Raw genomic sequence first — 22,389 nt, forward strand, 5'->3', positions numbered from 1 at the left:
AATTACTAAAAGAGATATCTATAGGGAACTCAGATGTTAAAGAGAATGTTTTGGATTTTGTTGAAGAGATAGCACAAAATGTAGAACAAGGTGCAGCTGTAAAACCCTCTCTTCTTAGACGAGCGAAAGCGGCTTTAACTGATATTAACTCAATGGTTGTTCATGGCTCCCAAGTTGCAGCTAAGATTGGCCAATTCATTAGTATAATGAGTACATTTATTTCATAATTGTCGTTTTTTAAATTCTTTTGTATTGTTAAAAATTTTAAAAACGGTTCTAGTACAAACATATATAAATTAAAAAGCATCCATGGTGGGTGCTTTTGGCTTTGCTATGAAATAAGTATCCAATTTGAAATATCACTTTTTAGGAAAATTCAACTACAAAAGTAAAACTAATTTTACATTTTTTGTAATTTGTGGAATCCGTCATTAAATAACCAAATAAAAATCCTGTGATATCAGTATGTTTGCTTAACATTACTAGGTTCTATGAGTTTAACATTTTGTATGTTTTGTAAAATCCATTTTTCTTTCTAATCTTTAAATATGTTCCAAAAGGTGTACCTTTTGAAGTATATACATATCTCTTCTTATTCAATTCTGAAATTAATTTTTGTAATATCCCTAACCTTTGGATTACAACATAACGTATTGTATATAATTTAGTGTCCCAAAAACTTTACTTTTTGGGACACTAAATTATATGACATGATTGAATTTGTAAAAATTTCACTTTATATTTAAAGTAAATATGTAAGAATATTTAAAATATTGAGAGGGGTGGAGGATTACTTAATGTGTTCACAAAAAGCTCGTTTATACAATTTAAAACTTATCCGAGATGAATTAAAGAAAAGAGATTGGGCTGTAGACGCTTTTCTATTTCATTATAAAAAGAGAGAATATATTGTTTTAGTAAAAGTTTATTCAAAAGGAGAAACTAAGGATAGTCCATATGCGATTGTTAAACTGGAATTTATAAAAAAAGGACATGGTTCCGAAAGCTTATGTGCGTATGCAGATTTATATAAATTACATTTTCCAACTTATAAATCGTTTAGAGAGTTTTTCGAAATCGATTTTGATCAAGAAAATCTAGGAGATATCATTCAACAATTCACACAATATTTTTCTACTTTTATTCCAAATCAATTAATTATAAATAAAGAGTCGGCATTAGAAAAATCTATAACAAGGTATTTGAATAAATCTGATTCCGATGGTATCTACTGTTTTGGTGTCAAAAGAAACGGACTTAAAAATGATGGTACACCAGGGCAAAGAAGGCCTGAAAATAATCAAAAAGCAGAACTATTGAGACCAGAATTATTTAAAAAATTAAAGGATGATCTAACAATCAGTTTTTGTTTTTCTGAAGACCCTACTAGAGAGACTTCAGATGAGATTATTCTTCTACGATGGGCGGAAAGAAACCGCTCCTTAGTTTTATAGGACTGAAAGCGGTTTTATCTTGAGACCTTTACTAAGGGTATAGCGAAGATTCGTTATATTTATGTATCCTTTTAAAGGGGCACGGCAACGATTCCTTCTTTTTGGGGCCATTCAAAAAAACAGATAGGATTCAAAGAATCTATTGGATCCCATCTGTTTCTAATCTTTGTTAATATATATATAATTTCGAAAGATTTTCTTCTAACAAGCTTGAATTATAATTAGGAGCTAGTACAATGTTTGTGTATGTTCCTACACCTGAAAGGTACTTGTATTTATGTTTGAAGCCGGATGGAATAAAAACAGATGCGGGGCTCTCAATGATTTGTATGTCTCCTTCGATTTCCACTTCACATATAAGCCCTGTACCATCTATGTTATTACCCCAAAACACAAAAGCACTATCACAATGATGTGCATGATAATCCACATGACCTCCCAAATTTTCGTCCATATGCTGATTACAGAATATACGTTGTATTACATAAAATGAAGCACGCTCATCTGTTCTATAATCCATTTGTACCCATCGTTCTCCAGGCCCATCCCTATGATACAAAAGTTCAGATGCCCCTTTTACAAATGGTTTACTAACGCGTAAATTCTTTGAAAGGCGAGGTCCTTTTCGTTCTACCCATTTTTGTTGTATCTTCCTCACTCTTCCTATCATTTCAGGTTGAATTCCTTCATATGCTAAAACATTATGATTCACAGCTTTTACGTGATAAGGTGCTGTATGTGTAAAAACATTTTTTCCAATGATAGGTCTCCAATGATCGACTTTACAGCCTGTAGCCAATTGAAGAGATTGTGTTAATTCTGGAATCATTTTCAATTGAAAGTATTGATTATATTTTTGTGATAACAGAACAGATAAATTTAGTAAATCAACAATCCCAGCCCGTTCACCTATCCCGCATAAAGTTGCATCAATGACAGAAGCCCCAGCATCAATAGCCGCAAGAGCATTTGCTAGTGCTAGTCCTAAATCATTATGTAGGTGTACTTCAATTTCACAGGGGAATGTTTCAACCGCTTTCTTGACTATGGTTGCACACTCATTAGGTTCCCAAATTCCCACCGTATCAGCTAAACTAATTCGATTTGCTCCCGCTTGATATGCAATTTTTCCAAGGTAAGAAATATCTTCCCAAGTAGTTCTGGAAGCATCTTCAATTGTGAATCGGATTTTCATGCCTAAGTAACGAGCTTCTTCAATCGCTTGTTTCACTTGTTTCATCACATAATCTTTTGATCGATTTGTATACTTGGTTTGTAAAGAAATCGGATTAATAGATGCCCAAATCCCTACCCAATCAGCTCCTGCTCGATATGCAGCATGAACTTCTTCTTTTTTCGCTCGAGCATGCATTAAAATATCAGCTTGTTTTGCAGCCGCCGCAACTTCTCGGCAAACCGCTTCTTCTTCACGAGAAATTCCAGGATGTCCAACTTCAATTAACCGGATTCCAAAATCCTCAAGCATATGAACCAATGTAATTTTATCTTTCTTTGAAAAGCGAACATCATATTGTTGTTCCCCTTCTCGCAAAGTAGCATCTAAGATTGTTATATCCCTGTTCATTCCCTTTTTCCTTCTTTCATTTCTATAAAATTCAATACTTCTTTAAATAGAACATCATGATTTTTTTCATATACTGCCCAGTGTGTTGCATTAGGAATCACAACTTCCTTTTTTTGCTTAGTCCCAGTTAATTTCCATAGCATATCTCTATCGGCAAATAAATCTTCTTCTCCATAAATAACCAGCACAGGAGAAGTTATCTGAGATGCATCATATAAAGGACGGTTATTCCAAATAGAATATAAATCTTCTAGAGGCCCCATCGGTCGGCGAATGATGCCATTATTTTTCTCGCTAATTGGATCTGAATGAAGAAATACGTCTTTTACAGAATCCATAGCTTCATTTGTGACAATTTTTTTCTCGCCCATCATCATATGCCAGTGATGCATTCCTTTATCAAAGTCTACAGTTTGATAAGAGGGTGCATGAGGATTAAATTCCCCTTGCTGTAACGGATTGTCAAAGGGCTCCGTCATCATTGGAAGCGTAAATCCATGCATGTACCCATATAAAACAAGTGTATTAACATCATCAGAATGTGATATTGCATAATTTCCAGCTACCACTCCCCCGTATGACCAACCAACAAGATGAATTTTTTTTACATTCCTTTTATGTTTAATCCAATTCACAACCGTTTCTAAATCTTTTGTTGCATCGTCCAAATGAATGATTGGTTTATTTTGGTTAGGGGGTTCTGACATTTCTTTCGGTCTTGAAGATTGCCCAAATCCTCTAAAATCCATTGCCCACGTGTCATATCCTTTTTTAGCATACGCATCCATCCATGAGTATTTTGATACATCAAAAGCTTCTGCAGTAGGAACGCTAAACGGTTCTAAAAACAGAATGATTTCGTCAGATGTATACTGTTTTTTGGTATTTATACTTTTATGAAGTAAAAATAATGTTTCGTCTTCTTGTGAGATTTTATATTCTTCTTTTGATATTTTAAATGCTTTGCCCTGCTTTGGAATCTCTTGGTGATTAGAACAGCTAGACAGTAAAAGAATAAAAAATACTCCTATTAAACTTATAGATTTCAAATTCTTTTTCATTTTTAAAATCCCTTTCATTTCATAGAAATGATGGCTATTATTCCAGCTGCAATAATTAACCCCGCCGGTAACCCCTTTGTAAACAATACAGCCATCAAAGTACCTATTAAAACACCCAATAATATAGTTGGATTCAACGGTAGTACCCCCACTCCTTTTCCTCCTATAAACGACACTATAAATCCCGCTAAAATCGATCCCCATCCAATTGGAGAAGTAATTAACCTCATTATGTTATCACTCGAAATCTTACCTGATGTAATGGGAACTAAAAGAAATAACATGAGAAAGAAAATACCAATTGGAAAAGCATATTGCTGAATAGCATACAAGATAGCTTTTTGTCCCATAGCAAATAACACACCTAATAAACTTGCTGCAATAGCTAGTGCATAATCTTTAACAATCAAAGCAAGTATAAAAATAATTCCTAACAATAGAAAAGAAACCATAAATTTTACCTCTTCTATAAAGTTGTATAATCCCAACTGCCGTTTTCGGGTTCACATACCTGTACCATATTTGGATGTGAAAGGTTAATCTGTATAAGGTTTGGACTGATAATAGGTTGTAAATCTTCTCGATTTACAATAAATTTAAATGCTTCAAAGCTTGCTAAAATCCCTATAGTGTTTGCAACAGGAGATAGTACAGCCCATGGGCGATCTTTTTTCACATAGCTATTCGCCCACTGTTCATCTGCACCATGTTTGATAGAATACAGAGCCCGTCCATCTTTTAAACTATGAATTCTATTTTGCATTTCAGGCGTCAGTTCTTGTTGATAAGAAGGATATCCTAATGCAATTTCATAAGGGACAGATTCAGGGGTTAATGACATTACCCCACCTCTAAAAGGAGGAGTAACAGCAATCCAGATAGAAGGAATTCCTAAAGCTTGAGCCGTACGGTGAATAATAACTCTTGCGACCAAATTATCAGTAGCATCTATAATGATATCTGTATTTGCTAGCAGATTTTTTGCGTTATCTTCTGTGACAAACTCTTGTGTGATCTTTACTTGTAGTAAAGGATTAATGTCTTTTAAGGTTTCTAGAGCCACAAGTGCCTTTGACTCCCCTAATTTACTTATATAGCTAAGCATTTGTCGATTAATATTACTCGCTTCAAAAATATCCTGATCAATCACATGAAGATTTCCTATCCCCATTCGTGCCAACTGGATAAGTGTAATCCCCCCTACTCCTCCAGCACCCACTACAGTAACACGAGCATTCTTTAATTTCTTCTGTTCTTCTATAGAAATTACACCAATATTTCGTGTAAAGCTTTCTTCATATATATTTTGTGTATTTAAATTTTCAGTGAACAAATTTGCTTCCCCCTTATAATGTTGCATAATCCCAACCGTTTTCTGGTGCGTCTTTTACCTGAACAGGAGTGAGACTATCTACATCTATAACTATGCCCTTTGGTGCTCTAGCTAAAGGTTCACGACCTGTTAGCACTTGAATTGCTTCATGAAAACTAAAAAGTGATAAAAGATGAGCACGCATAGGGGTAATAATCCATCCTACTTTTCCGTTGCAAAAATCTTTTGCCCAATCTTCTGGTGCTCCCTTTTCGACCGAATACCATGCTCTTTTTTTCTTAATATCAGCAATTTGCTGCCTTAACTTTGAATCTGTTAATATGGATCCTACAACAGAAACATTCAAAGCCTCTTCATATGGAATCCCAGTTGGAAAGAATGTAGAAACGAACCCTCTTGTAGGGGGACTCCCTGACATACCTACACTTGGTATCCCTAATTCTCTAGCTGTTCTATGTATAATCACCCTAGAAGGCATATCATCCACAGCTTCTACCACAATATCATGACCCTTCATTAATTCCACCACGTTGTCTTCATCTACTTTTGTTTGTATAAAGTTTGTTGAGATATAAGGATAAATATCTTTTACAACTTGTTCAGCAACTGTTGCTTTTGGTTTTCCTACTACACTAGAAAGCGCTAACATTTGTCTGTTTATATTAGATATTTCAAATTCATCTGGATCAACCCCTGTAATATGCCCAACCCCCATTCTAGAAAAAAGGATGGCTTCATAACCTCCTACTCCCCCTAATCCAAAGATAATTACTCTTTTATTCCTAAGACATTCTTGTTCTGCTTTTGAATAGACACCAATGTTCTTTTTTACCATTTCCCAATAGTAAGTATCCATATCCATTGAAAAACCTCCTGTCATGTAATAATTAAAAAAACTATCCATATAAAATAATCAACATATATAACAATAAATTTAAAATATGTTAATTTTGTGAGTTATTTGTAAAAAGAATTAAAATTTTTAAGTTATTTATCTTTTGTTAACAGAATTGAAATTCCGTTAACTTTTTATATTGTTTTTGAGAGCATTTGTTTACGGAACTAATTTTTACAAGGTCTCTTTTAAGTTTGTAGTGCTACAATCTCATAAATTAAAGTTTCACCTTAAAAATATATAATTTTTAATAAGTGGCCTGAAAAAGAAAGAATCGTTTCCATAGGCCTTTAAGGACGTATTATTTATAAAAAGTAAAACTAAGTTGATAATTTTTTTATTGTTTGTAAAACTGTTCGTTAAATATCTATATAAAAAGCCATTGATTTCAGCATTTCTGCTTGAAATCAATGGCTTTTATAAATCTAACATTTTGTATGTTTTGTAAAACTTATTTTTTCTTTGTAATCTTTAAATATGTTCAAAAAGGTGTACCTTTTGAAGTTTGTTTTTTAAGGGAAGTTTTTTGAATAAAGTTATTTCGAAAAAATTGTTAATTTACCACTAAATCAATATCTACAATGTTAGTACTAGTAAATATTATTTTCTTAATGTTTACACAATTAATTGAGTACTGTATTGTTTTAGCTAATTGAAAAATATTAAAGACATTGAAAGGGGAAAATTCGCATGTTAAGTAAAAAAGTTGCTTTTTTTAGTCTAGCTACTATAGTTCTTATGAGTGGAACAGCTAATGTAGCATCTGCAATGGAGCAAAGTTCAACTCTCGATTAACCTATTTCTTCTATTGAATCTACAAAAAATACTGATACATTTTTAGATAAATTGATAGATTTTAAAGACAAAGAAAAAGAAGCAAAATATTATGGAAAGAACCTTCCTAATCATAGAGATAAAATTGTAGTAACACCAAAAGCAAAAGAAGCTTTTAATAACTATGAGCAAAATGGAACAAGGATTAATCAAGCTTTAAGAGAAGGGAAAGTAGATGGATATCCTAAAGAGTATGTAAAAGTGGCAAAAGAATACGCTGCAGAAATGGATAAAGTATTTAAACAAAATACTGCTAGTGTACCAGATGCAATTATGGTATACAGATATACAGATGAACAACAGTTTGGAATTGCCCCGGGGACATTTTTTCCCAAAGATCCAAAAAACCCAAAAGAAACTATAGTTAATAAAGAATCAATTGAAAGATTCAAGAAAAAGTTTGAAGGGAAAACTGTTAAAGACAAAGGTTTTACAAGTACGTCACTAGCTATTCTTGATAAATATCTAGGAGAAAAGCCAAAAACAATTCGTATGGATATTGAAGTTCCAAAAGGAACACATGCTGTATATATGGGAAATGAATATGCGGAATTAATATTACCAAGAAATGCTCCATTAAAAATTAAAAAAGTTTCAGGAATTGTTGAAAAAGGAAAACTAATTGTAAAAGTTGATGCAAGTGTGGTAAATAAATAGTTTAATAAAGCTAGAGATGAAGAATTATGAAAAAAGATTTACTGGGATGTTTGGGCTTCTTCATTAATTGTTCCAATACTAATTAATGGGTATACCCCTCCTGTTTATATTGAAAGTAATTCCTTATAAAAAAGTATCCCTAGATAAATCTAGGGGTACTTTTTTATAAATGAATTTAATAGATTCTTGTAATGGATAGTCTCGCCACATAGCCATCGAGTTAAGAAAAGCAAATACCTTAAAAACGGATATTTTATGCGTTTTGCTTTTTATTGTTTTGGGATAACTGCTTTTTTTAGCTTGATAACAATGCGACGAGACGCCTAGAAGAACATTTTAAATACTCTTATTGTTTTTTAGTAACATATTTAATTCTTTAGCATCTTTTTTTGTATTTAAATAGGATATAAGCCAAGAAAATGCATATATCAAAACTATACTTTCGAAAAAATCAACAGTTGGAAAGGTTGCTATCCAATGGTTATATATAGATATAAGAAAAATAACTAAAATCATTATGAAAAAATGAATTACTAAAGCAAATACATAGCTTATTCTTTCAACATCAAAAATAAATGTGAAAATACCTGCACAAGCAGAAATTAACAGAACACTTATTATTTCAGTTTTTGTAATAAAGGTACTATTGTTTCTCGATAGTAAAACTATCATATATATAAATGATCCCGTTCCTAAGCCTTTATATAGTCGTTCTTTTAATTTCAATATTTTTTTCCTTTCGTATTTTTTTATGACTGTAAGGTAATATTCTTTAATTTTGATTGCATATAAAATGTATATAAGATTCCTCCAAAAAATAAACCTACAGACAATCCACTTATAGCAGAATACATTACATTAAATGCAATATCATCATAAAATGATGAAGATACTTCTAAAGTTACATTTAAAAGATATTTCACAAAAAAGTTAATCAAAATAATTATTAATGGCAAATAACATTTCTTTCTAAAAATAACTGTGTCTTGTTTAAAATAAATTTGATATTTTTTATATAACAAATATCCAATTAAAATGCCTGGAAGAATGAAAATAGTATAGCTTATTAAACAATACCCTAGGTGAGAAAATTTATTAATAATTTTCTCCAAACCCCACATCATAAAAATCACAGGAACAAGAAACATTTTAGACAAATTAATCGGTCTTTCTTGAGAAATAGCAATACCTCTTTTTATTAAAATAAATAATAATATCCATACCCATAATGGAGTTCTTATAAGCACTTCTTTAATCATTGTATCTCCTCCTTTGTTTTTATTAATATTTACATTAAAGGAGATATAAAGAAATACGTTTAAACATAAGTGGTAAAAATCAATACATATGTGGTTATTTAGAATACTGTTTTAGCTTTTTTTTTAAAGAAGAAACATATTTTCTTGATACAATTAAATTTTCGCCATTTGAAAGCAGTGCCTCTAGATTTCCACTCGTCTTAGCCGAGAATTTATTTAAAAAATGGATATTGACAATTGTAGTCTTTGAAATTCTAATAAAGTTATCTGGAAGTGTATATTGCAATTTATATAAAGGACTTTTCATCTCAAATATATTTTCTTTTGTATAAATAAACACTTTTCTTTCAAGGTATTCCAAATAATAAATAATTGAACAAGAGATTTTTTCTTGTTCATTTTTGTGGATAGAATTTACTATTAAATAATCATCAGAACTATTCTCTAGTGTGGATACCATATCTAGAATGAAAGATGTAACTTTATGAACGTAAAAAGTACAAGATTCTTCTTTAAGTTTTTCAATGATGTTAATGTTTACTTTCATTTGTTATCCTATGTTCCTTTCTTCAAAATACATTCTATCGTTAGTTTGAAACACAGTTTTATCAAATTCAAAATAGTATTTTATATGAATATTATTAAGAAATCTATCAACATATCTCATTTTTCATCGCACCTTGTTTATAAACATCATAACATTATTTTTAAAACACAACTTACCATATTACCATCAATTTAAGAAATGTATTCTTCTCTAAAAGGATAAAATTGTGTTGGAAATATAAAACGGAGATATTCCCGTTTTGAGGTATCTCCGTTTTGTTACCTTGATGACGATGTTTCCATACCCCTACAATTGACTTATGGGACAACCTCATTTTTCACCTTCTATTCTAACTAACAAGTCGCGAAATTCGTTTCTTCTGCCATGAAAGTTTATAGTATCCGTATTGCAAAAGTAAACTCACAATAAATGCAGCTGGATATCCAATCCATATTCCTTTTATACCAAAATTTGTATGATAAGAAAGGTAATATGCAACTGGGACTTCTACAAGCCATATTGATACGACACCGATAACAGTGGGCCATAGTACAGTTCCACTTGCTCGCATTGTCGCACCAATAATTTGAGCATGACCAAAAATTAAGTAACTCCAAAGTGTAATCATCACTAAACTATGTGCAATTTCGATTGTATTCGGGCTCGTTAAGAATAACGCTAGGATTTCTCTTGAAAACAAGTAAATAAGAGTGATTAATATTCCACCAATTATATAGTTCATAACAATTCCAGCTCGAATAACTTTCTGTAATCGATTAAATTGATTCGCACCAATGGATTGTGCAGCGAAAATGGATACTGTAATTCCAAGACTGACTGCCGGCATCTGAACATAACTTGCAACCTGGTTCACAACCCCATATGCAGCAGTCGCATCAGATCCGAAGCGATTCACAAATGCGATTACCGCAATCTCAGATAACGAAATAAGTATCATATTAATACTCGCTGGAATCCCAAGGCGTAATAATAGTTTTAATAAATCCCAATCCATACGAAGATATTTCCGTACTGTCTCATCTAATTGCAGTGGATGATTCTTCTTCTTTAAATAAATAAGCATAACAACAAATGTTACAATGGTTGAGATAACAGAAGCATAAGCGGCCCCATACACATCAAACTTAGGTATTCCTAGCCAGCCAAAAATTAGAATAGGTAATAAAATCATATTTAAAGCTGTACTAACAATTAAGAAATAAAATGGTGTTTTAGAATCTCCTGTACCTCGCATAAATGTTGTATAGGCAAAATATAAGAATAAAACTGGCATAGAAATAAATAAAATACGCGCATAATGCACACTCATATCAATTATATTTTCTGGCGTACCCATAAGGCGCATAATATTTAGGGCAAATATACTTCCCACCACTGCCAAAATAGCTCCTATTATAAAGGTAAAAGTCAGCGTCGTACCAACGATAGCTTTTAAACGATCTTCATTACGGGCACCAAATGCCTGACCAATTAAAATCGAACTACCTGATCCAATCCCAATTACAAATGATACAAGTAAAAAGAATAATGGGAAAAATGCTGAAATAGCAGCTAAATCATTCACACCAAGCCATCGCCCTACCACTACCATACCAAACAATTGTCCAACTGATTGTAATATATTACTTAAAAGCAAGGGAACTAAAAACATAGACATGGATTTCCATATTGGTTGCCCTTGATTTTGTGATTTTTCACTTTCTTGAATATTATCTAAGGATGATTTCAACTTTCTTTTCTCCTTTTATTAGGGGTACTATGTGATTCTAGGAATTGTACACGAAAGACAAAAAGAGATTTTAAACCCAACTTTATTATTTGTAAACATTACCCTATATTAAATAATCAACGTTTTATCATCAATTTCAGAATTAAATTTGGGGATAAAATTTAGCTAACCCTTTTTAAAACGCCCTTCTATATGGATACTTCCCATAGCCATCAAGCTATGTTTTCATCATGTTCCTCAAAAGAGAAAAATTGTATATTTTTACTCCAGAGATATCAATTTTTCTCTTTTGAGGAATGTTTCATTTTACTAGCTTGATGGGCATGTGGCGGTACCCAAAATGTACTTAATTTAGAATCAAACATCAGTTTCATTTAGACTAACCTAACTTGAGTTCCTTCCATAATAAAATATTGAACTATTGTATAATAAGTTAGCTTAATAACTAAAAAATAGAATATAAATCAAACGTATTTATTCGTAATTATTCAACTTCTAGTATCCCAAAAATTAAAATGCTTAAAATGAATAAAGTAAAAAGCAAGATATAAAACTAACTGAATAACAATAAACAACATAAAACTGATAGGTTATTAGATAGAATTTTTATACCAATCACCACATACTCCACAAATTCCTCAGCCACAATTTTTTAGCAAATAAACCCCTTCTTGAAGGAAATGTATTACAGGTACCTTTGACCATAGAAATGAATAGTACTCGTCGATTCATTCCTTTTTTTAAATCATTGAATCATTAACTACTATCCTCGCAATATTTCTGTTTATATCCAAACCAATTCCCACGTTAAAAACGACATAGTTACATGAGATAACACATCAAGGACAGTTACCACACACGTGGTGTTCAAGTAGTTGTAGATACTAACTTTATGGATTCTACATCTGCAATGTGATACTAGAGATGTCCTATTTGTTAAAAAATTCCAAAACTCGGTCATTTATATATTGAGGATTCTCCATGGACATTAAATGTCCTACATCTTTCACCAATTCTACAGTTAGATTGGGTGATGAATTTTCAGCACATTTGAAAGCTTCTATTGGGTTATACATTACTTCATTCTCTCCTAACATTAACAGCATAGGCGTTTGAATTTTGGCTAACTCTTGATTCGTAAAAATATATGGAAATCCCTGTTCTGTTGGATTTTCATTTTTCACTGAATTATTCCACATCATTCCTGCTATCAATTGTTCTTGAATAAATGGATGAGTAGTGTATCGATTATCAAAAATCCACTCTAAAAATTTCTCGACCCCTTCCCTACTATTCATCATTCCTGAAGCATAGGAAAAAAACAAAGGATAAAAAGGAATATACGTTGCTGCAGGACTCATTATTACGGCCTTATTTACCTTCTCTGGAAAAAATGTCAAAAAGTTAACGGTATGCAAAGCACCATATGACAATCCTACAATGTTGGTGCTATTAATTTCTAATGTATGTAATACTTCTTTTAACCATAGTGCGTAACTTAAGCGATCTGTAAAGCCCTTTTTTGGAACACTTTTATTTTTATCTCCTAAAATATCAATACACATTATTCTAAAATGTTTACTCCAGTGTAAAATATTTGAATACCACATTGTCGAGCTCATCTTTGCTCCATGGAGTAATACGAGAGGTTGTGCTAATTTATTACCACTTTCAATAATATGAGTCTTCCCTTGAGATGTTTCTACAAAGTAAGATAAAAAACTAGTTGGCCATAATTTTAGACTTTTCTCATAAGATTGTAGATAGTTAGTTTCTTGATATTTTTGTTCTAAAATCTTCATTTTAGTTCCCTCCATATAAATCATTTTCATAGTTCACTTTTAAAGTCACAGTAGTTTTGCTTTACTTAATACCCATTTTAAATTTAAAGGTTTCAATTTCATCGGCTGCCTTGTTATATCCTCCAGCATTTTTTAAAGATTCTCCAATTCTATGGCTATTTTTTATATAAATATCATTCGATAACACATGCATTGCTGTATTACGTAATATTTCCGGAGTAAGCAAATTACGATCTAACTGGACTCCGGCTTCTAATTCTTCTATTCTTTGAGCAACTATAGGCTGATCTCCCATAACTGGAATAACTAGCATAGGAACACCAAAATATAAGCTTTCACTGGAACTATTCATTCCCCCGTGTGTAATAAATAGATCAGTTTGTTGTAGAATGTCTAATTGAGGAACGTAATTATATAGCTTAAAATTAGAAGGAATATTATCTAATTGACTAATATCATTTTGTTCCCCTATAGCTAATATGACAGTAACCGAGCTATCTCGAAATGCTTCAAAACATGTGTAATAAAAATCGGGTTGCTGGTTAAATACTGTTCCCATAGAAATAAAAATCAGCTTGTTTCCCTTTGCCTGTTCTAAGGAAAAAGAATCTACATCTTTATGCTGTGCAATAGAGGACCCGACAAATATATAAGAACCATCAAATTCTTCGACATTTGGTTGATACAATTTTGATGTATATACAATTGTAATATCCCCTGGGCATGTCATCACATTCTTTTTTTCATTAAGAGTAATTCCATAAATATCTACCCATTTTTTTAAAATACACATGACCTCCTGATATAAAAGGGATTTTTTATTTTCTTCTCCATGATTTTTCATAAGAGTAGAGGCTATCTTTTTAGTAATGGCAAATGTTGTACATGAGGAAATTTTAGGTAATTGTAATACTTCTGCTATGATCCATCCAACAGCGAAGTTATTATCATATATAACATAATCGTATTCTTCTTCTTTTACTTCTTCTAAAATTATCTCTATTATTTTATCCATGGATTTTACCATGTGTAATAATAGTTCTTGAGAATCTATTTGCCCACTCATTCTTTTTACCATGTCTATTTGTGATATGAAATTTTCATATGGTCGAAACAAAGCTCCTGTATTCTCTATTTTACTTCTATACTTTTCTACGCAATAGTAAATAACTTCCTCGCCTCTTTTTATTAGTTCTTCGACAAGTGCAATTGTCGGATTAATATGTCCTTCTCCTGGAAAATTAAACATTAGAACTTTTGCCATATTATTGTTCCTCCCCCAAAGTTTAAATAACTATTCTATTATTACTAATATCAATCACGTACTGATATTTGAAGTAAAGGTAAAGATTTTCTCCTTTCATTTTAATGAAATCACTTGTGCTATTAAATGGAAAAAACAATTAAGAAACAAAGTAGATATAAAAAATCACATAATTCCCTCTCTCTATTTCTCTCATGTATAATAAAAAATAACTAAGAGTAGAAAGGGCTGAATTATGCGCAGATATCAATATTTTTAATCTACCCATCACCAATATAATGGAGGTAAAAGTATTGATTACAGAATTATACACACAAAGATTACATTTAAGAAAAACAGAAGAATCCGATTCATTAAGCTTATTTAAAATATGGTCTGATCCAGATGTTACGAAATTCATGAATATTATTAATTTCACTACTGAGGATCAAGCAAAAGACATGATTAAATTTCTAAACGAGCTGGCTCAAAGCAATAAAGCGCTCCGATTTACTATTATCGAAGCAAAATCTAATCAAATCATTGGTTCATGTGGTTATAATTTCTTAGATTTCGAAAACTCTAAAACTGAGATTGGTTATGATATTTCAAAAGCATTTTGGGGCAAAGGATATGCACCTGAAGCAATTTCCGCTTTATTAGACTATGCATTTACTAATTTAAAGCTAAACCGTATTGAAGCAAAAGTTGAACCTGAAAATCTAAATTCCATAAGTGTTTTAAAAAAATTAAAATTTACATTAGAAGGAACGCTAAGAAAAAGTGAAAAATCAAATGGAAAATTCATCGATTTAAGTATCTATTCGAAACTAATAACTGATTGATTGTACTCTCTCCCCCTATACTTCAATGAAGTATAGGGCCTTTTTATTCCTTAATAAAATTATAAATTAATAAAAAATTGATTTCGTTTCTAGTTACTAACCTCCAGCTCAAAACCCTTTATAAAGGTACACTTTTATAGGCATATCAAATGCTCTCTATATCTTTGAACACGTAATAATAAAAAGCGAACCAAAGGGTGTACCTTTTGAAACGTAATAAAAAGAAGAATTTGCTATGAACTCTTCTCTTTATAAAAACAATGAATAATTTCTATTATTTAATTTACACTCTTCCCTCATAAAAATTTATTTTTTAAAGAGCATAATTATCTGTGTACTCTTTTCATTTACTATTTTAATAACTATGTTGTTAAACTTCCTCTAACAGCACCCACTTTCACCATTAATATCAAATTAACTTCAGTGCTTTCAGTAAGGCGTGTTCTCTTGACTTAGCATCTTCTTTTGAAAAATGTGCATCTGGAAACATAGAAGACAAATGATGGTACCCAGGGTAGACATGTAATTCCACTAAAACACCATCAAAAATCAGTTGTTTCGCAAATGTTAAGGCTTCGTCTATAAATAAATCAATGGTACCTATATTCATATAAGTCGGTGGTAACCCAGCCAATGACTTTGCACGTGCAGGTACGTAATATTCACTTACTTCCTCCAGACCTAGTTCATGCCCTAATACGGATTTCCAGCCAAAATAATTACTTTGTTTTGTCCAAATAAATTCCCCTGCATAGGGATGCTCTGGTGCAATACTCGTACAGTCATCTAGCATTGGCCTTATTAGTCTTAGATGATGGATTTCAAATTCCTTCTGATCACGAATGTATAGGGCTAATCCAGCTGCCAATCCGCCGCCAGCGCTGCTACCCGCAAGAGCAATTTTCTGCGTATCTATTCCTAATTCCTCCGCATGTTCAATACACCATTTTAGCCCTGAATAGCAATCCTCAAGTTGACTTGGCTGAATATGCTCAGGCGCCAGGCGATAATACACAGATACACAACAAAAACCATGCTGTACGGCCAATGATGCATTGCTTGAACGATCAACGACTGGGCTTCCTAAAACCATTCCGCCACCATGGATCGAATAAAATAAGGGCATCCTATAATACTTTGATTGGGTTGGTTTAATGATTTCTATTCGAATATCCGGACCACTAAAATAACTTGGCACAATCTTTTCTTCAAATGTGACAGGGAACATCTGTGTTATATCTATTTGTGGCATCATTTGTGATTGATTCTTACGTGATTCCATTAGCGTAGATTGGGTAAGAGCGTTTGTTGATATTAAATCTACTGCCCTGATAATTTCTGGATCAATCAAATGTCTACTTCTGCTTTTTTGCTCCGCCATAGTAAAAATCCCCTCACTTTCTTGTTATAAACACAAATTAGTATTAAAATTTCATTTTTATTTTAATCATGAAACAGGATCTATCCAAACCGTTATAAAATCTTTCTAAGAGATGGAAGTCGGACACTACATGTATTCTCATATCTTTTTTATGTTGCTGACATGTTGTCTATTCATATTTTAACGTACCAAATAACCTTCTTAAATGGAAACAATGATTTAGAATCATTGTTTCCTATTTTTTTATATAAATAAACATCATAACTTTATTTCAAATCTACAAAAGATGTTTAAAAAAGTAGAGAGACATAAAACACTATGTCTCTCTACTAAATACTACTTGCTACAACTAACAAAATATTTTTACTAATTCTACTGCGCAAATTTTAATGTATCAATGCTGGATATCACGAAAAACCTCCTCCAATTTTTCATCTGCACGGTCTGAGAAAAACATATCTAAGTTAGCTTGAGTAATGGCTGCCATTTCTCCAGCGTATGCAAACATTTTGTCTTCATAGATTTTAATTGCATCATCCAAATTAGAATGATTAATGATGGACAGCGCTAGTTCTGCGCCATCCAGCATGGCCAAATTTGCTCCAGCACCAGCAAAAGGAGACATTAAATGAGCGGCATCACCGATAAGCGTAACTCCAAATCTATTTTCCCATCGGTGATGCACAGGGAGCATATAGATTCTTCTAGGGATTATTTCTCCATTCGCACATAAAATATATTTTTTTAAATCGTCTGACCAATCATCGAAATATTCCAACAATTCTTTTTTAGCCTTCTCTGGTTCATGAAAGGACCAGTAAAACCTAAGTATACAATAGGACATCCGGAATTTTAAAGAAAGGGAATACTAATAATAAATTACTTGTTCCTGACAGAAGCGATCTTACCTTATTGTCGTAGTCAATTATTGATGCTCCCATTACGATACCCTTTTTTTGATAAAAGGGGGTACCGCCACACATCCATCAACTTAAGGATTCGGGCTATTTTTGAAATTAAAAGCGCGTTACTATTTTCTTATATTAATGAGAAAGGGTGACGTGCTTTTTATGAATATGCATCAAAAGCAAGAGTTGTCTTTATTTGCCGAAGAGTTATATCGATATATGTCTCCCGCTACACTTAATCAATTAGCTATAGAAGCAGGCGGGATGAAACGAAAACGGAAGTGCCACGGGCATCATTTTTTATCTTTGTGTGTATGGCTAAATCAACAAGTCGCTACTACCTCTCTTACCCAACTATGTAGTCAATTAGAAACTTCAACAGGAGTTTTATTAAGTCCGGAAGGACTTAATCGGCGATTTAACTCGGCTTCTGTAGCCTTTTTTCGTACTGTATTTACTACGCTTCTACAGGCTAAGATTGGAGGCGTATCTAAGATTTCTCATTCTCTTTCTTCCTACTTTGAGCGCATTCGCATCCTTGATTCTACAACCTTTCAAGTTCCAGATCGATTCGCAGCTATGTATCCTGGTGCCGGAGGATGTAGTCATAAAGCTGGTGTGAAAATTCAACTAGAGTATGACTTGTTGAGTGGAGAGTTTTCTGATGTGAAAATTGAACCAGGAAAACGAAGTGATCAGGCGTATGGTGCGACTCGAACAGACATGATACAAAAGAATGAGCTGTATATCCGTGACTTAGGATATTTTCGTCTACAAGACTTTAAGTCTATTCAAGACAAGCAGGGGTATTATTTATCCCGTCTTAAGTTACCGACTAAAATATATAGAAAAGAGTTCGAAACAGTCGTATTTAAAACAAAACCTCCTCAATTGAAACCAGTATATATACAAATTCATTTGGAAGACATTATGAAACAATTAAAACCTGGCCAAGTTTATGAATTACACGATGTATATGTAGGGAGTAAAGACAAACTGCCTACTCGTATTGTAGTTTATAGATGTACCGAGGAGCAAAAACAGAAACGCTTACGTGACCGAGCTATTCGTGAAAAGAAAAAAGGGATTACATATACAGAGCGCACGAAGCTTTTACAAGGTATCACGGTATATATGACAAACATTCCTACGGAATGGGTACCAAAAGAGAAAATCTATGACCTATATTCATTACGTTGGCAAATTGAGCTGTTATTTAAAATATGGAAATCTTGGTTTCAAATTCATCGTTGTAAATCTATTAAACAAGAGCGATTAGAATGTCATCTTTATGGGCAACTCATTAGTATTCTATTATGTTCTTCTACTATGTTTAAAATGCGAGAACTCCTATTACGTAAAAAACAGAAAGAACTAAGTGAATATAAAGCAATGTATATAATTAAGGATTATTTTTCACTTTTTTACCAAGCATTACACAAAAACACCCAAGAATTATCAAAGGTTCTCCTTCGTCTGTTTAACCTCCTACAGCACAACGGACGAAAATCTCATCGGTACGAGAAAAAGACAGTCTTTGATATTTTGGGTGTTGTTTATGAGTATACCACTTCTAATCCTCAGGTAGCATAGTAAAAAATTGAAACCTGTCAGGGTTTATTTGATATGCCTACTTTTATAAAATCTATAAAAGATAATAAAAAATTATATAAAAAAACCACATTTTGTTTGAAAATATCCCTTAAGTTGATGGATGTGGGGTACCGCCACATCACCATCAAGCTAAGATTAAAGGACTCCCAAAATAAAATTATTATCTCTCTACGGTTATTTATTTGAATTTAGCTCGTTTTTTTGTTTTGGGTGAAAAATATTTTTTTAACTTGATGGCAATGTGATTCAAACCCTCAGGGCTGATGAGTACTTCTGTTGATGCTTCTAAACAGCTAGATAACTGAGTTAAAGAAGTCATAGCTACATTTTGGCTCACCCATACACATAAAGCGACTAAATCTTTTGCTTGGTACTTACTGGTTCGTTGTACAAAGCCAACATCTCTAGCAAGATTTCGTAAGGCATTTGGAGATAGGGCACTTTGAATCTCTAGAGCAAATAGTTGTAATTCGTTAGACACAGAAACAGACATAAAAAACGCCATCCTTTCCTATGATTCTACAGAAAGAATTGCGTATTTTTTCATTATTTTATAGTAAAATAGGTCTCATGGTATGAATGTACAATTTAGATATTTGCCCAATGAACCATATGCTTTTAGAACTGAGAAAGACCTTGAAACAAATAAGTTATATATTTAAGACAGTAATGTTCCAAGCAGTATAGACGGGAACGTCAAGAACTTAAATGATTTAAGATTCACACTATATAAAAGTTGAAGTATACGACTAAGGAAAGAGTGCTTTGCAGTGTGCTGCATATTCAATAATTAACCTTACGTAGGGAGTGCTTATATGAAAAGCATGAAAAATGTAATATTGCTAGTAGTATGTTTCATATTTTTAAGTGGTTGTAATCAAGTTAATGAAGATGAGGTACAAAAATATATAAAAGAAAAACACGGAATCGATGTTGTTGTAACACATATGAGCCCTTTAAATGAAAATAATATGGGACATGCATACCATACTGTGCAAGTAAAGAATAATAAAAATATTCAATTTCGAGTAGAGGTAGATGGTCTCTTCTATTCATCCATAAAAAGTGATGAATACAAATATGGAAAAAAAACATATGAGGCATATCAGAAATTCCAACCAACTCTAGAAGAAATAAAAAAGTTAGGGTACGTGGAAACTAAAACTGATAACACTCTTCAATATTTGTCAGAGGATAGAAGGTCAGATGAAGGAAAACCAACTAATGAATTATTATTAACTTTGCAAATGAGTAACGAGATTGACTTTAGCCAATTTGAATCAGTAGAATTAGATCGTTTATATACTCTATTTCAACTCATCCAGAAAAATAATAAAAAGATAACAGAACTTGAAATTAAGGATTATAATGGAAAATCTTTAGGTGGACCTTTTAAAAATGTGCAAAAAATGATAACAAAAGAAGAGCTGTTATTAACAATGAAAAAAACGATGAACAATACCATAGACATTTATTTGGAAAATTGGATTAAAAATCATACAAAAATAGAAGAGAGATTAATTGCAATTCAAAACAATCGTTTTGAATTACAAGGTATTACTTATGCAAATTTGGAATATATGGATGTTCGAGGATATAAGGTGAATTTAATTATTAATACCGGTAGTAATGAATTTGAAAATAATCCCCTTGTAATTAAAGATTTAATCAAGATAACCACAATCCTTAAAGAAGAACTATATAATAAAAAATTTCAGATATATTTACAAACTAAGAATGGAACAAGATATACACCTTGGTTATCATCAGAAGAAATTAAAAAAGCTATTAACATCGAAGAACTTGTAAAAGAGCGATATCCTAAGAAATAAATTTAAAGTACTGTTGCTGTTTGTTATTTGATGGGAAAGCATGATATTTCGATTTGTTCCGCCAGCTTGCAAATTAGGGTTCTGTTGTAAAGTTTATTAACAGGTAGAAAGTTAGAATAAGTATAGTCGGATCTGATTTAAGAGGAAGTACGACATCATCTTAAATTAGGGGCACAGACACATGCCCATCAACCCAAAGTTTTATTACACCCCCAGAACGAAATTTTTAGGATTTCTTGTAACGAAAAAGCTTATTTATCGTTTTGGGGGTGAACTGTTTTCTTAGGTTGATGGCAATGGGTCTGTACCCCTAAAACAAAAAACGGATACTCCCATCATAGGGGCGTCCGCTATAAATATACTTCTATATGGTTAGTATTTTTCTACCCTAAAAAGTCCTAAAAAGAATCTACTATTAAATCCTCGATACCTCTTACCTTACTCTGAAAACTCCTAAAAGGGAGTTTTATTATTGATATTATTTTAAATAAAATACGTCTGTGTTAAACGTTCCTAAATATACAGAACCTGAAGATGTTGTTTTGTACGTATCAACTTTCAAACGATATTTGCCTTTTTCATAAATGCCTACGCCATCATAATTGACTCTACCAATATCAATGTTCATTCCTACATATTCTCCAGGTACAAACCAAGAAATTAAAGGTTTATTCACATTTTCCCACGTGCCATTTGTGCGCTGAATTTGTGGTTGTATACGAAGCTCAACTTCATAAGCTTTGTTGTCATTTTTAATTTTAATATGTATATATGAATCTGTACCAACATAATGATTTGCTTTTGTTGTATTTACGCTAGCTCCGTAACCTGAAGCCGCAGCTGCTTTTGATACGGGGTTAACTAATTCTAGAGTAGCTACACCTCCTAATGCCATTGCTGAAGCCAACATTGTCATACCCATTTTCTTTTTCCATGGTTTCATGTGAAATTCCTCCCAATTTTCAATTATTTTATCTTGTTAATTTTACTGACGCTGTGTACATTGTATCAATTAAACCAGCAGCATTTTCAACTTTAACTTTCACACGGAAAGTACCTATTTCTACGATTGATTCGCCATTGCCTGTTGAAACAATAATTTCTTCATTTGTACAAGCTGGGAACATAGCCCCCCTTCCAGATTCATTCCATTACGTCGAAATCAAGGTATTATTTCTCTTAAAATGTTATAAATTTCATTTTAAAATCCCATTATAATAATATTAATTTTCTCTCTTCTTTGCATATTTACAACATGGAGAATACAGAGATAACTCTTTCAAAACTTTATTAGGGGAAAGTTTAAAAAAATGTAATTATAATAATATTTACATAAATATAATATGTAGTAAATTGATATAATTAACACTAACTATTCTTAATATTTTT

Annotated in this window: 21 protein-coding genes and 1 pseudogene; 6 read left to right on the forward strand and 16 right to left on the reverse strand. The window is 32.2% G+C overall.

The window, feature by feature from the left end:
* The first annotated feature begins 50 nt into the window (after positions 1-50).
* Both NST27_RS27720 and NST27_RS27725 read left to right on the forward strand, forming a co-directional pair.
* The gene (locus tag NST27_RS27720) at positions 51-227 is read left to right on the forward strand and encodes a hypothetical protein (protein ID WP_170924502.1); all 177 of its coding nucleotides are present in this window, start codon (positions 51-53) and stop codon (positions 225-227) included.
* Positions 228-797: 570 nt separating this feature from the next.
* Positions 798-1,454 (forward strand): DUF6037 family protein, encoded by a 657-nt coding sequence (locus NST27_RS27725; RefSeq protein ID WP_047387485.1) that lies wholly within the window; start codon positions 798-800, stop codon positions 1,452-1,454.
* 169 nt (positions 1,455-1,623) lie between these two features.
* Here NST27_RS27725 and NST27_RS27730 read toward each other — a convergent pair whose 3' ends face one another.
* Genes NST27_RS27730 through NST27_RS27750 form a run of 5 tightly spaced genes read right to left on the reverse strand, consistent with a single transcriptional unit; the run spans position 1,624 to position 6,295 of the window.
* Positions 1,624-3,039, reverse strand: coding sequence for a homocitrate synthase/isopropylmalate synthase family protein (locus NST27_RS27730; protein WP_047387487.1), 1,416 nt, complete (start codon positions 3,037-3,039; stop codon positions 1,624-1,626).
* Positions 3,036-4,100 (reverse strand): alpha/beta hydrolase, encoded by a 1,065-nt coding sequence (locus NST27_RS27735; RefSeq protein WP_047387490.1) that lies wholly within the window; start codon positions 4,098-4,100, stop codon positions 3,036-3,038. The genes NST27_RS27730 and NST27_RS27735 overlap by 4 nt, the downstream gene beginning before the upstream one ends.
* 14 nt (positions 4,101-4,114) lie before the next feature.
* Positions 4,115-4,552 (reverse strand): DUF441 family protein, encoded by a 438-nt coding sequence (locus NST27_RS27740; protein WP_047387493.1) that lies wholly within the window; start codon positions 4,550-4,552, stop codon positions 4,115-4,117.
* 14 nt (positions 4,553-4,566) lie between these two features.
* Positions 4,567-5,433, reverse strand: coding sequence for a HesA/MoeB/ThiF family protein (locus NST27_RS27745; RefSeq protein WP_047387494.1), 867 nt, complete (start codon positions 5,431-5,433; stop codon positions 4,567-4,569).
* Positions 5,434-5,446: 13 nt separating this feature from the next.
* Positions 5,447-6,295: a HesA/MoeB/ThiF family protein gene (locus NST27_RS27750; RefSeq protein ID WP_061661753.1), complete on the reverse strand. Its 849-nt coding sequence runs from the start codon at positions 6,293-6,295 to the stop codon at positions 5,447-5,449.
* Positions 6,296-7,174: 879 nt separating this feature from the next.
* On the opposite strand from NST27_RS27750, the gene NST27_RS27755 reads away from it, so the two are divergent.
* Positions 7,175-7,819 (forward strand): ADP-ribosyltransferase, encoded by a 645-nt coding sequence (locus tag NST27_RS27755; protein ID WP_047387499.1) that lies wholly within the window; start codon positions 7,175-7,177, stop codon positions 7,817-7,819.
* Positions 7,820-8,155: 336 nt separating this feature from the next.
* Here the strand turns inward: NST27_RS27755 and NST27_RS27760 are convergent, their stop codons facing one another.
* The 6 genes from NST27_RS27760 to NST27_RS27785 all read right to left on the reverse strand — a co-directional run bounded on the left by NST27_RS27760 (position 8,156) and on the right by NST27_RS27785 (position 14,441).
* Positions 8,156-8,545: a DUF3021 domain-containing protein gene (locus NST27_RS27760; protein WP_087947940.1), complete on the reverse strand. Its 390-nt coding sequence runs from the start codon at positions 8,543-8,545 to the stop codon at positions 8,156-8,158.
* 23 nt (positions 8,546-8,568) lie between these two features.
* Complete coding sequence (locus NST27_RS27765; RefSeq protein ID WP_047387503.1) at positions 8,569-9,078, reverse strand: DUF6622 family protein; 510 nt, start codon at positions 9,076-9,078, stop codon at positions 8,569-8,571.
* A 94-nt stretch (positions 9,079-9,172) separates the two neighbouring features.
* The gene (locus NST27_RS27770) at positions 9,173-9,625 is read right to left on the reverse strand and encodes a LytTR family DNA-binding domain-containing protein (protein WP_047387505.1); all 453 of its coding nucleotides are present in this window, start codon (positions 9,623-9,625) and stop codon (positions 9,173-9,175) included.
* 349 nt (positions 9,626-9,974) lie between these two features.
* Positions 9,975-11,303: an MATE family efflux transporter gene (locus tag NST27_RS27775; protein ID WP_238143091.1), complete on the reverse strand. Its 1,329-nt coding sequence runs from the start codon at positions 11,301-11,303 to the stop codon at positions 9,975-9,977.
* 1,001 nt (positions 11,304-12,304) lie between these two features.
* On the reverse strand, positions 12,305-13,177 hold the full coding sequence (locus tag NST27_RS27780) for an alpha/beta fold hydrolase (RefSeq protein ID WP_052133346.1): 873 nt from the start codon (positions 13,175-13,177) through the stop codon (positions 12,305-12,307).
* Between the two features lie 61 nt (positions 13,178-13,238).
* Positions 13,239-14,441, reverse strand: a complete 1,203-nt coding sequence (locus NST27_RS27785) for a macrolide family glycosyltransferase (protein ID WP_047387510.1) — start codon at positions 14,439-14,441, stop codon at positions 13,239-13,241.
* A gap of 293 nt (positions 14,442-14,734) precedes the next feature.
* Between NST27_RS27785 and NST27_RS27790 the strand changes: the two genes are divergently transcribed.
* Positions 14,735-15,265: a GNAT family N-acetyltransferase gene (locus NST27_RS27790; RefSeq protein ID WP_000627284.1), complete on the forward strand. Its 531-nt coding sequence runs from the start codon at positions 14,735-14,737 to the stop codon at positions 15,263-15,265.
* Positions 15,266-15,674: 409 nt separating this feature from the next.
* Here NST27_RS27790 and NST27_RS27795 read toward each other — a convergent pair whose 3' ends face one another.
* Together NST27_RS27795 and NST27_RS27800 are read right to left on the reverse strand one after the other, a co-directional pair.
* Entirely contained in the window at positions 15,675-16,646 is a 972-nt protein-coding gene (locus NST27_RS27795) for an alpha/beta hydrolase fold domain-containing protein (protein WP_047387514.1), read from the reverse strand.
* A 394-nt stretch (positions 16,647-17,040) separates the two neighbouring features.
* Entirely contained in the window at positions 17,041-17,427 is a 387-nt protein-coding gene (locus NST27_RS27800) for an FAD-dependent oxidoreductase (RefSeq protein ID WP_270173256.1), read from the reverse strand.
* 289 nt (positions 17,428-17,716) lie between these two features.
* Between NST27_RS27800 and NST27_RS27805 the strand changes: the two genes are divergently transcribed.
* Positions 17,717-19,147, forward strand: coding sequence for an IS4 family transposase (locus NST27_RS27805; RefSeq protein ID WP_001055922.1), 1,431 nt, complete (start codon positions 17,717-17,719; stop codon positions 19,145-19,147).
* A 265-nt stretch (positions 19,148-19,412) separates the two neighbouring features.
* Here the strand turns inward: NST27_RS27805 and NST27_RS27810 are convergent.
* A pseudogene (locus tag NST27_RS27810) lies at positions 19,413-19,661 on the reverse strand (IS4 family transposase); the annotation flags it as partial.
* A gap of 322 nt (positions 19,662-19,983) precedes the next feature.
* Here NST27_RS27810 and NST27_RS27815 point away from each other — a divergent pair.
* Positions 19,984-21,000 (forward strand): hypothetical protein, encoded by a 1,017-nt coding sequence (locus tag NST27_RS27815; protein ID WP_098289699.1) that lies wholly within the window; start codon positions 19,984-19,986, stop codon positions 20,998-21,000.
* A 478-nt stretch (positions 21,001-21,478) separates the two neighbouring features.
* Here the strand turns inward: NST27_RS27815 and NST27_RS27820 are convergent, their stop codons facing one another.
* Positions 21,479-21,943, reverse strand: coding sequence for a hypothetical protein (locus NST27_RS27820; RefSeq protein ID WP_061661974.1), 465 nt, complete (start codon positions 21,941-21,943; stop codon positions 21,479-21,481).
* Between the two features lie 28 nt (positions 21,944-21,971).
* Complete coding sequence (locus NST27_RS27825) at positions 21,972-22,127, reverse strand: hypothetical protein (RefSeq protein ID WP_170924503.1); 156 nt, start codon at positions 22,125-22,127, stop codon at positions 21,972-21,974.
* Positions 22,128-22,389 lie beyond the last annotated feature (262 nt).

Source organism: Bacillus sp. FSL W8-0770 (genome assembly GCF_038008705.1).
In the GTDB taxonomy this organism is placed as follows: domain Bacteria; phylum Bacillota; class Bacilli; order Bacillales; family Bacillaceae_G; genus Bacillus_A; species Bacillus_A cereus.

What these genes read in the sequence shown, in the direction of transcription:
- NST27_RS27725 (WP_047387485.1), top strand. Translation starts at nt 798, where the DNA reads ATGTGTTCACAAAAAGCTCGTTTATACAATTTAAAACTTATCCGAGAT.
- NST27_RS27730 (WP_047387487.1), bottom strand. Translation starts at nt 3,039, where the DNA reads ATGAACAGGGATATAACAATCTTAGATGCTACTTTGCGAGAAGGGGAA.
- NST27_RS27735 (WP_047387490.1), bottom strand. Translation starts at nt 4,100, where the DNA reads ATGAAAAAGAATTTGAAATCTATAAGTTTAATAGGAGTATTTTTTATT.
- NST27_RS27740 (WP_047387493.1), bottom strand. Translation starts at nt 4,552, where the DNA reads ATGGTTTCTTTTCTATTGTTAGGAATTATTTTTATACTTGCTTTGATT.
- NST27_RS27750 (WP_061661753.1), bottom strand. Translation starts at nt 6,295, where the DNA reads ATGGATATGGATACTTACTATTGGGAAATGGTAAAAAAGAACATTGGT.
- NST27_RS27765 (WP_047387503.1), bottom strand. Translation starts at nt 9,078, where the DNA reads ATGATTAAAGAAGTGCTTATAAGAACTCCATTATGGGTATGGATATTA.
- NST27_RS27770 (WP_047387505.1), bottom strand. Translation starts at nt 9,625, where the DNA reads ATGAAAGTAAACATTAACATCATTGAAAAACTTAAAGAAGAATCTTGT.
- NST27_RS27775 (WP_238143091.1), bottom strand. Translation starts at nt 11,303, where the DNA reads ATGTCTATGTTTTTAGTTCCCTTGCTTTTAAGTAATATATTACAATCA.
- NST27_RS27780 (WP_052133346.1), bottom strand. Translation starts at nt 13,177, where the DNA reads ATGAAGATTTTAGAACAAAAATATCAAGAAACTAACTATCTACAATCT.
- NST27_RS27785 (WP_047387510.1), bottom strand. Translation starts at nt 14,441, where the DNA reads ATGGCAAAAGTTCTAATGTTTAATTTTCCAGGAGAAGGACATATTAAT.
- NST27_RS27795 (WP_047387514.1), bottom strand. Translation starts at nt 16,646, where the DNA reads ATGGCGGAGCAAAAAAGCAGAAGTAGACATTTGATTGATCCAGAAATT.
- NST27_RS27805 (WP_001055922.1), top strand. Translation starts at nt 17,717, where the DNA reads ATGAATATGCATCAAAAGCAAGAGTTGTCTTTATTTGCCGAAGAGTTA.
- NST27_RS27815 (WP_098289699.1), top strand. Translation starts at nt 19,984, where the DNA reads ATGAAAAGCATGAAAAATGTAATATTGCTAGTAGTATGTTTCATATTT.
- NST27_RS27820 (WP_061661974.1), bottom strand. Translation starts at nt 21,943, where the DNA reads ATGAAACCATGGAAAAAGAAAATGGGTATGACAATGTTGGCTTCAGCA.
- NST27_RS27825 (WP_170924503.1), bottom strand. Translation starts at nt 22,127, where the DNA reads ATGTTCCCAGCTTGTACAAATGAAGAAATTATTGTTTCAACAGGCAAT.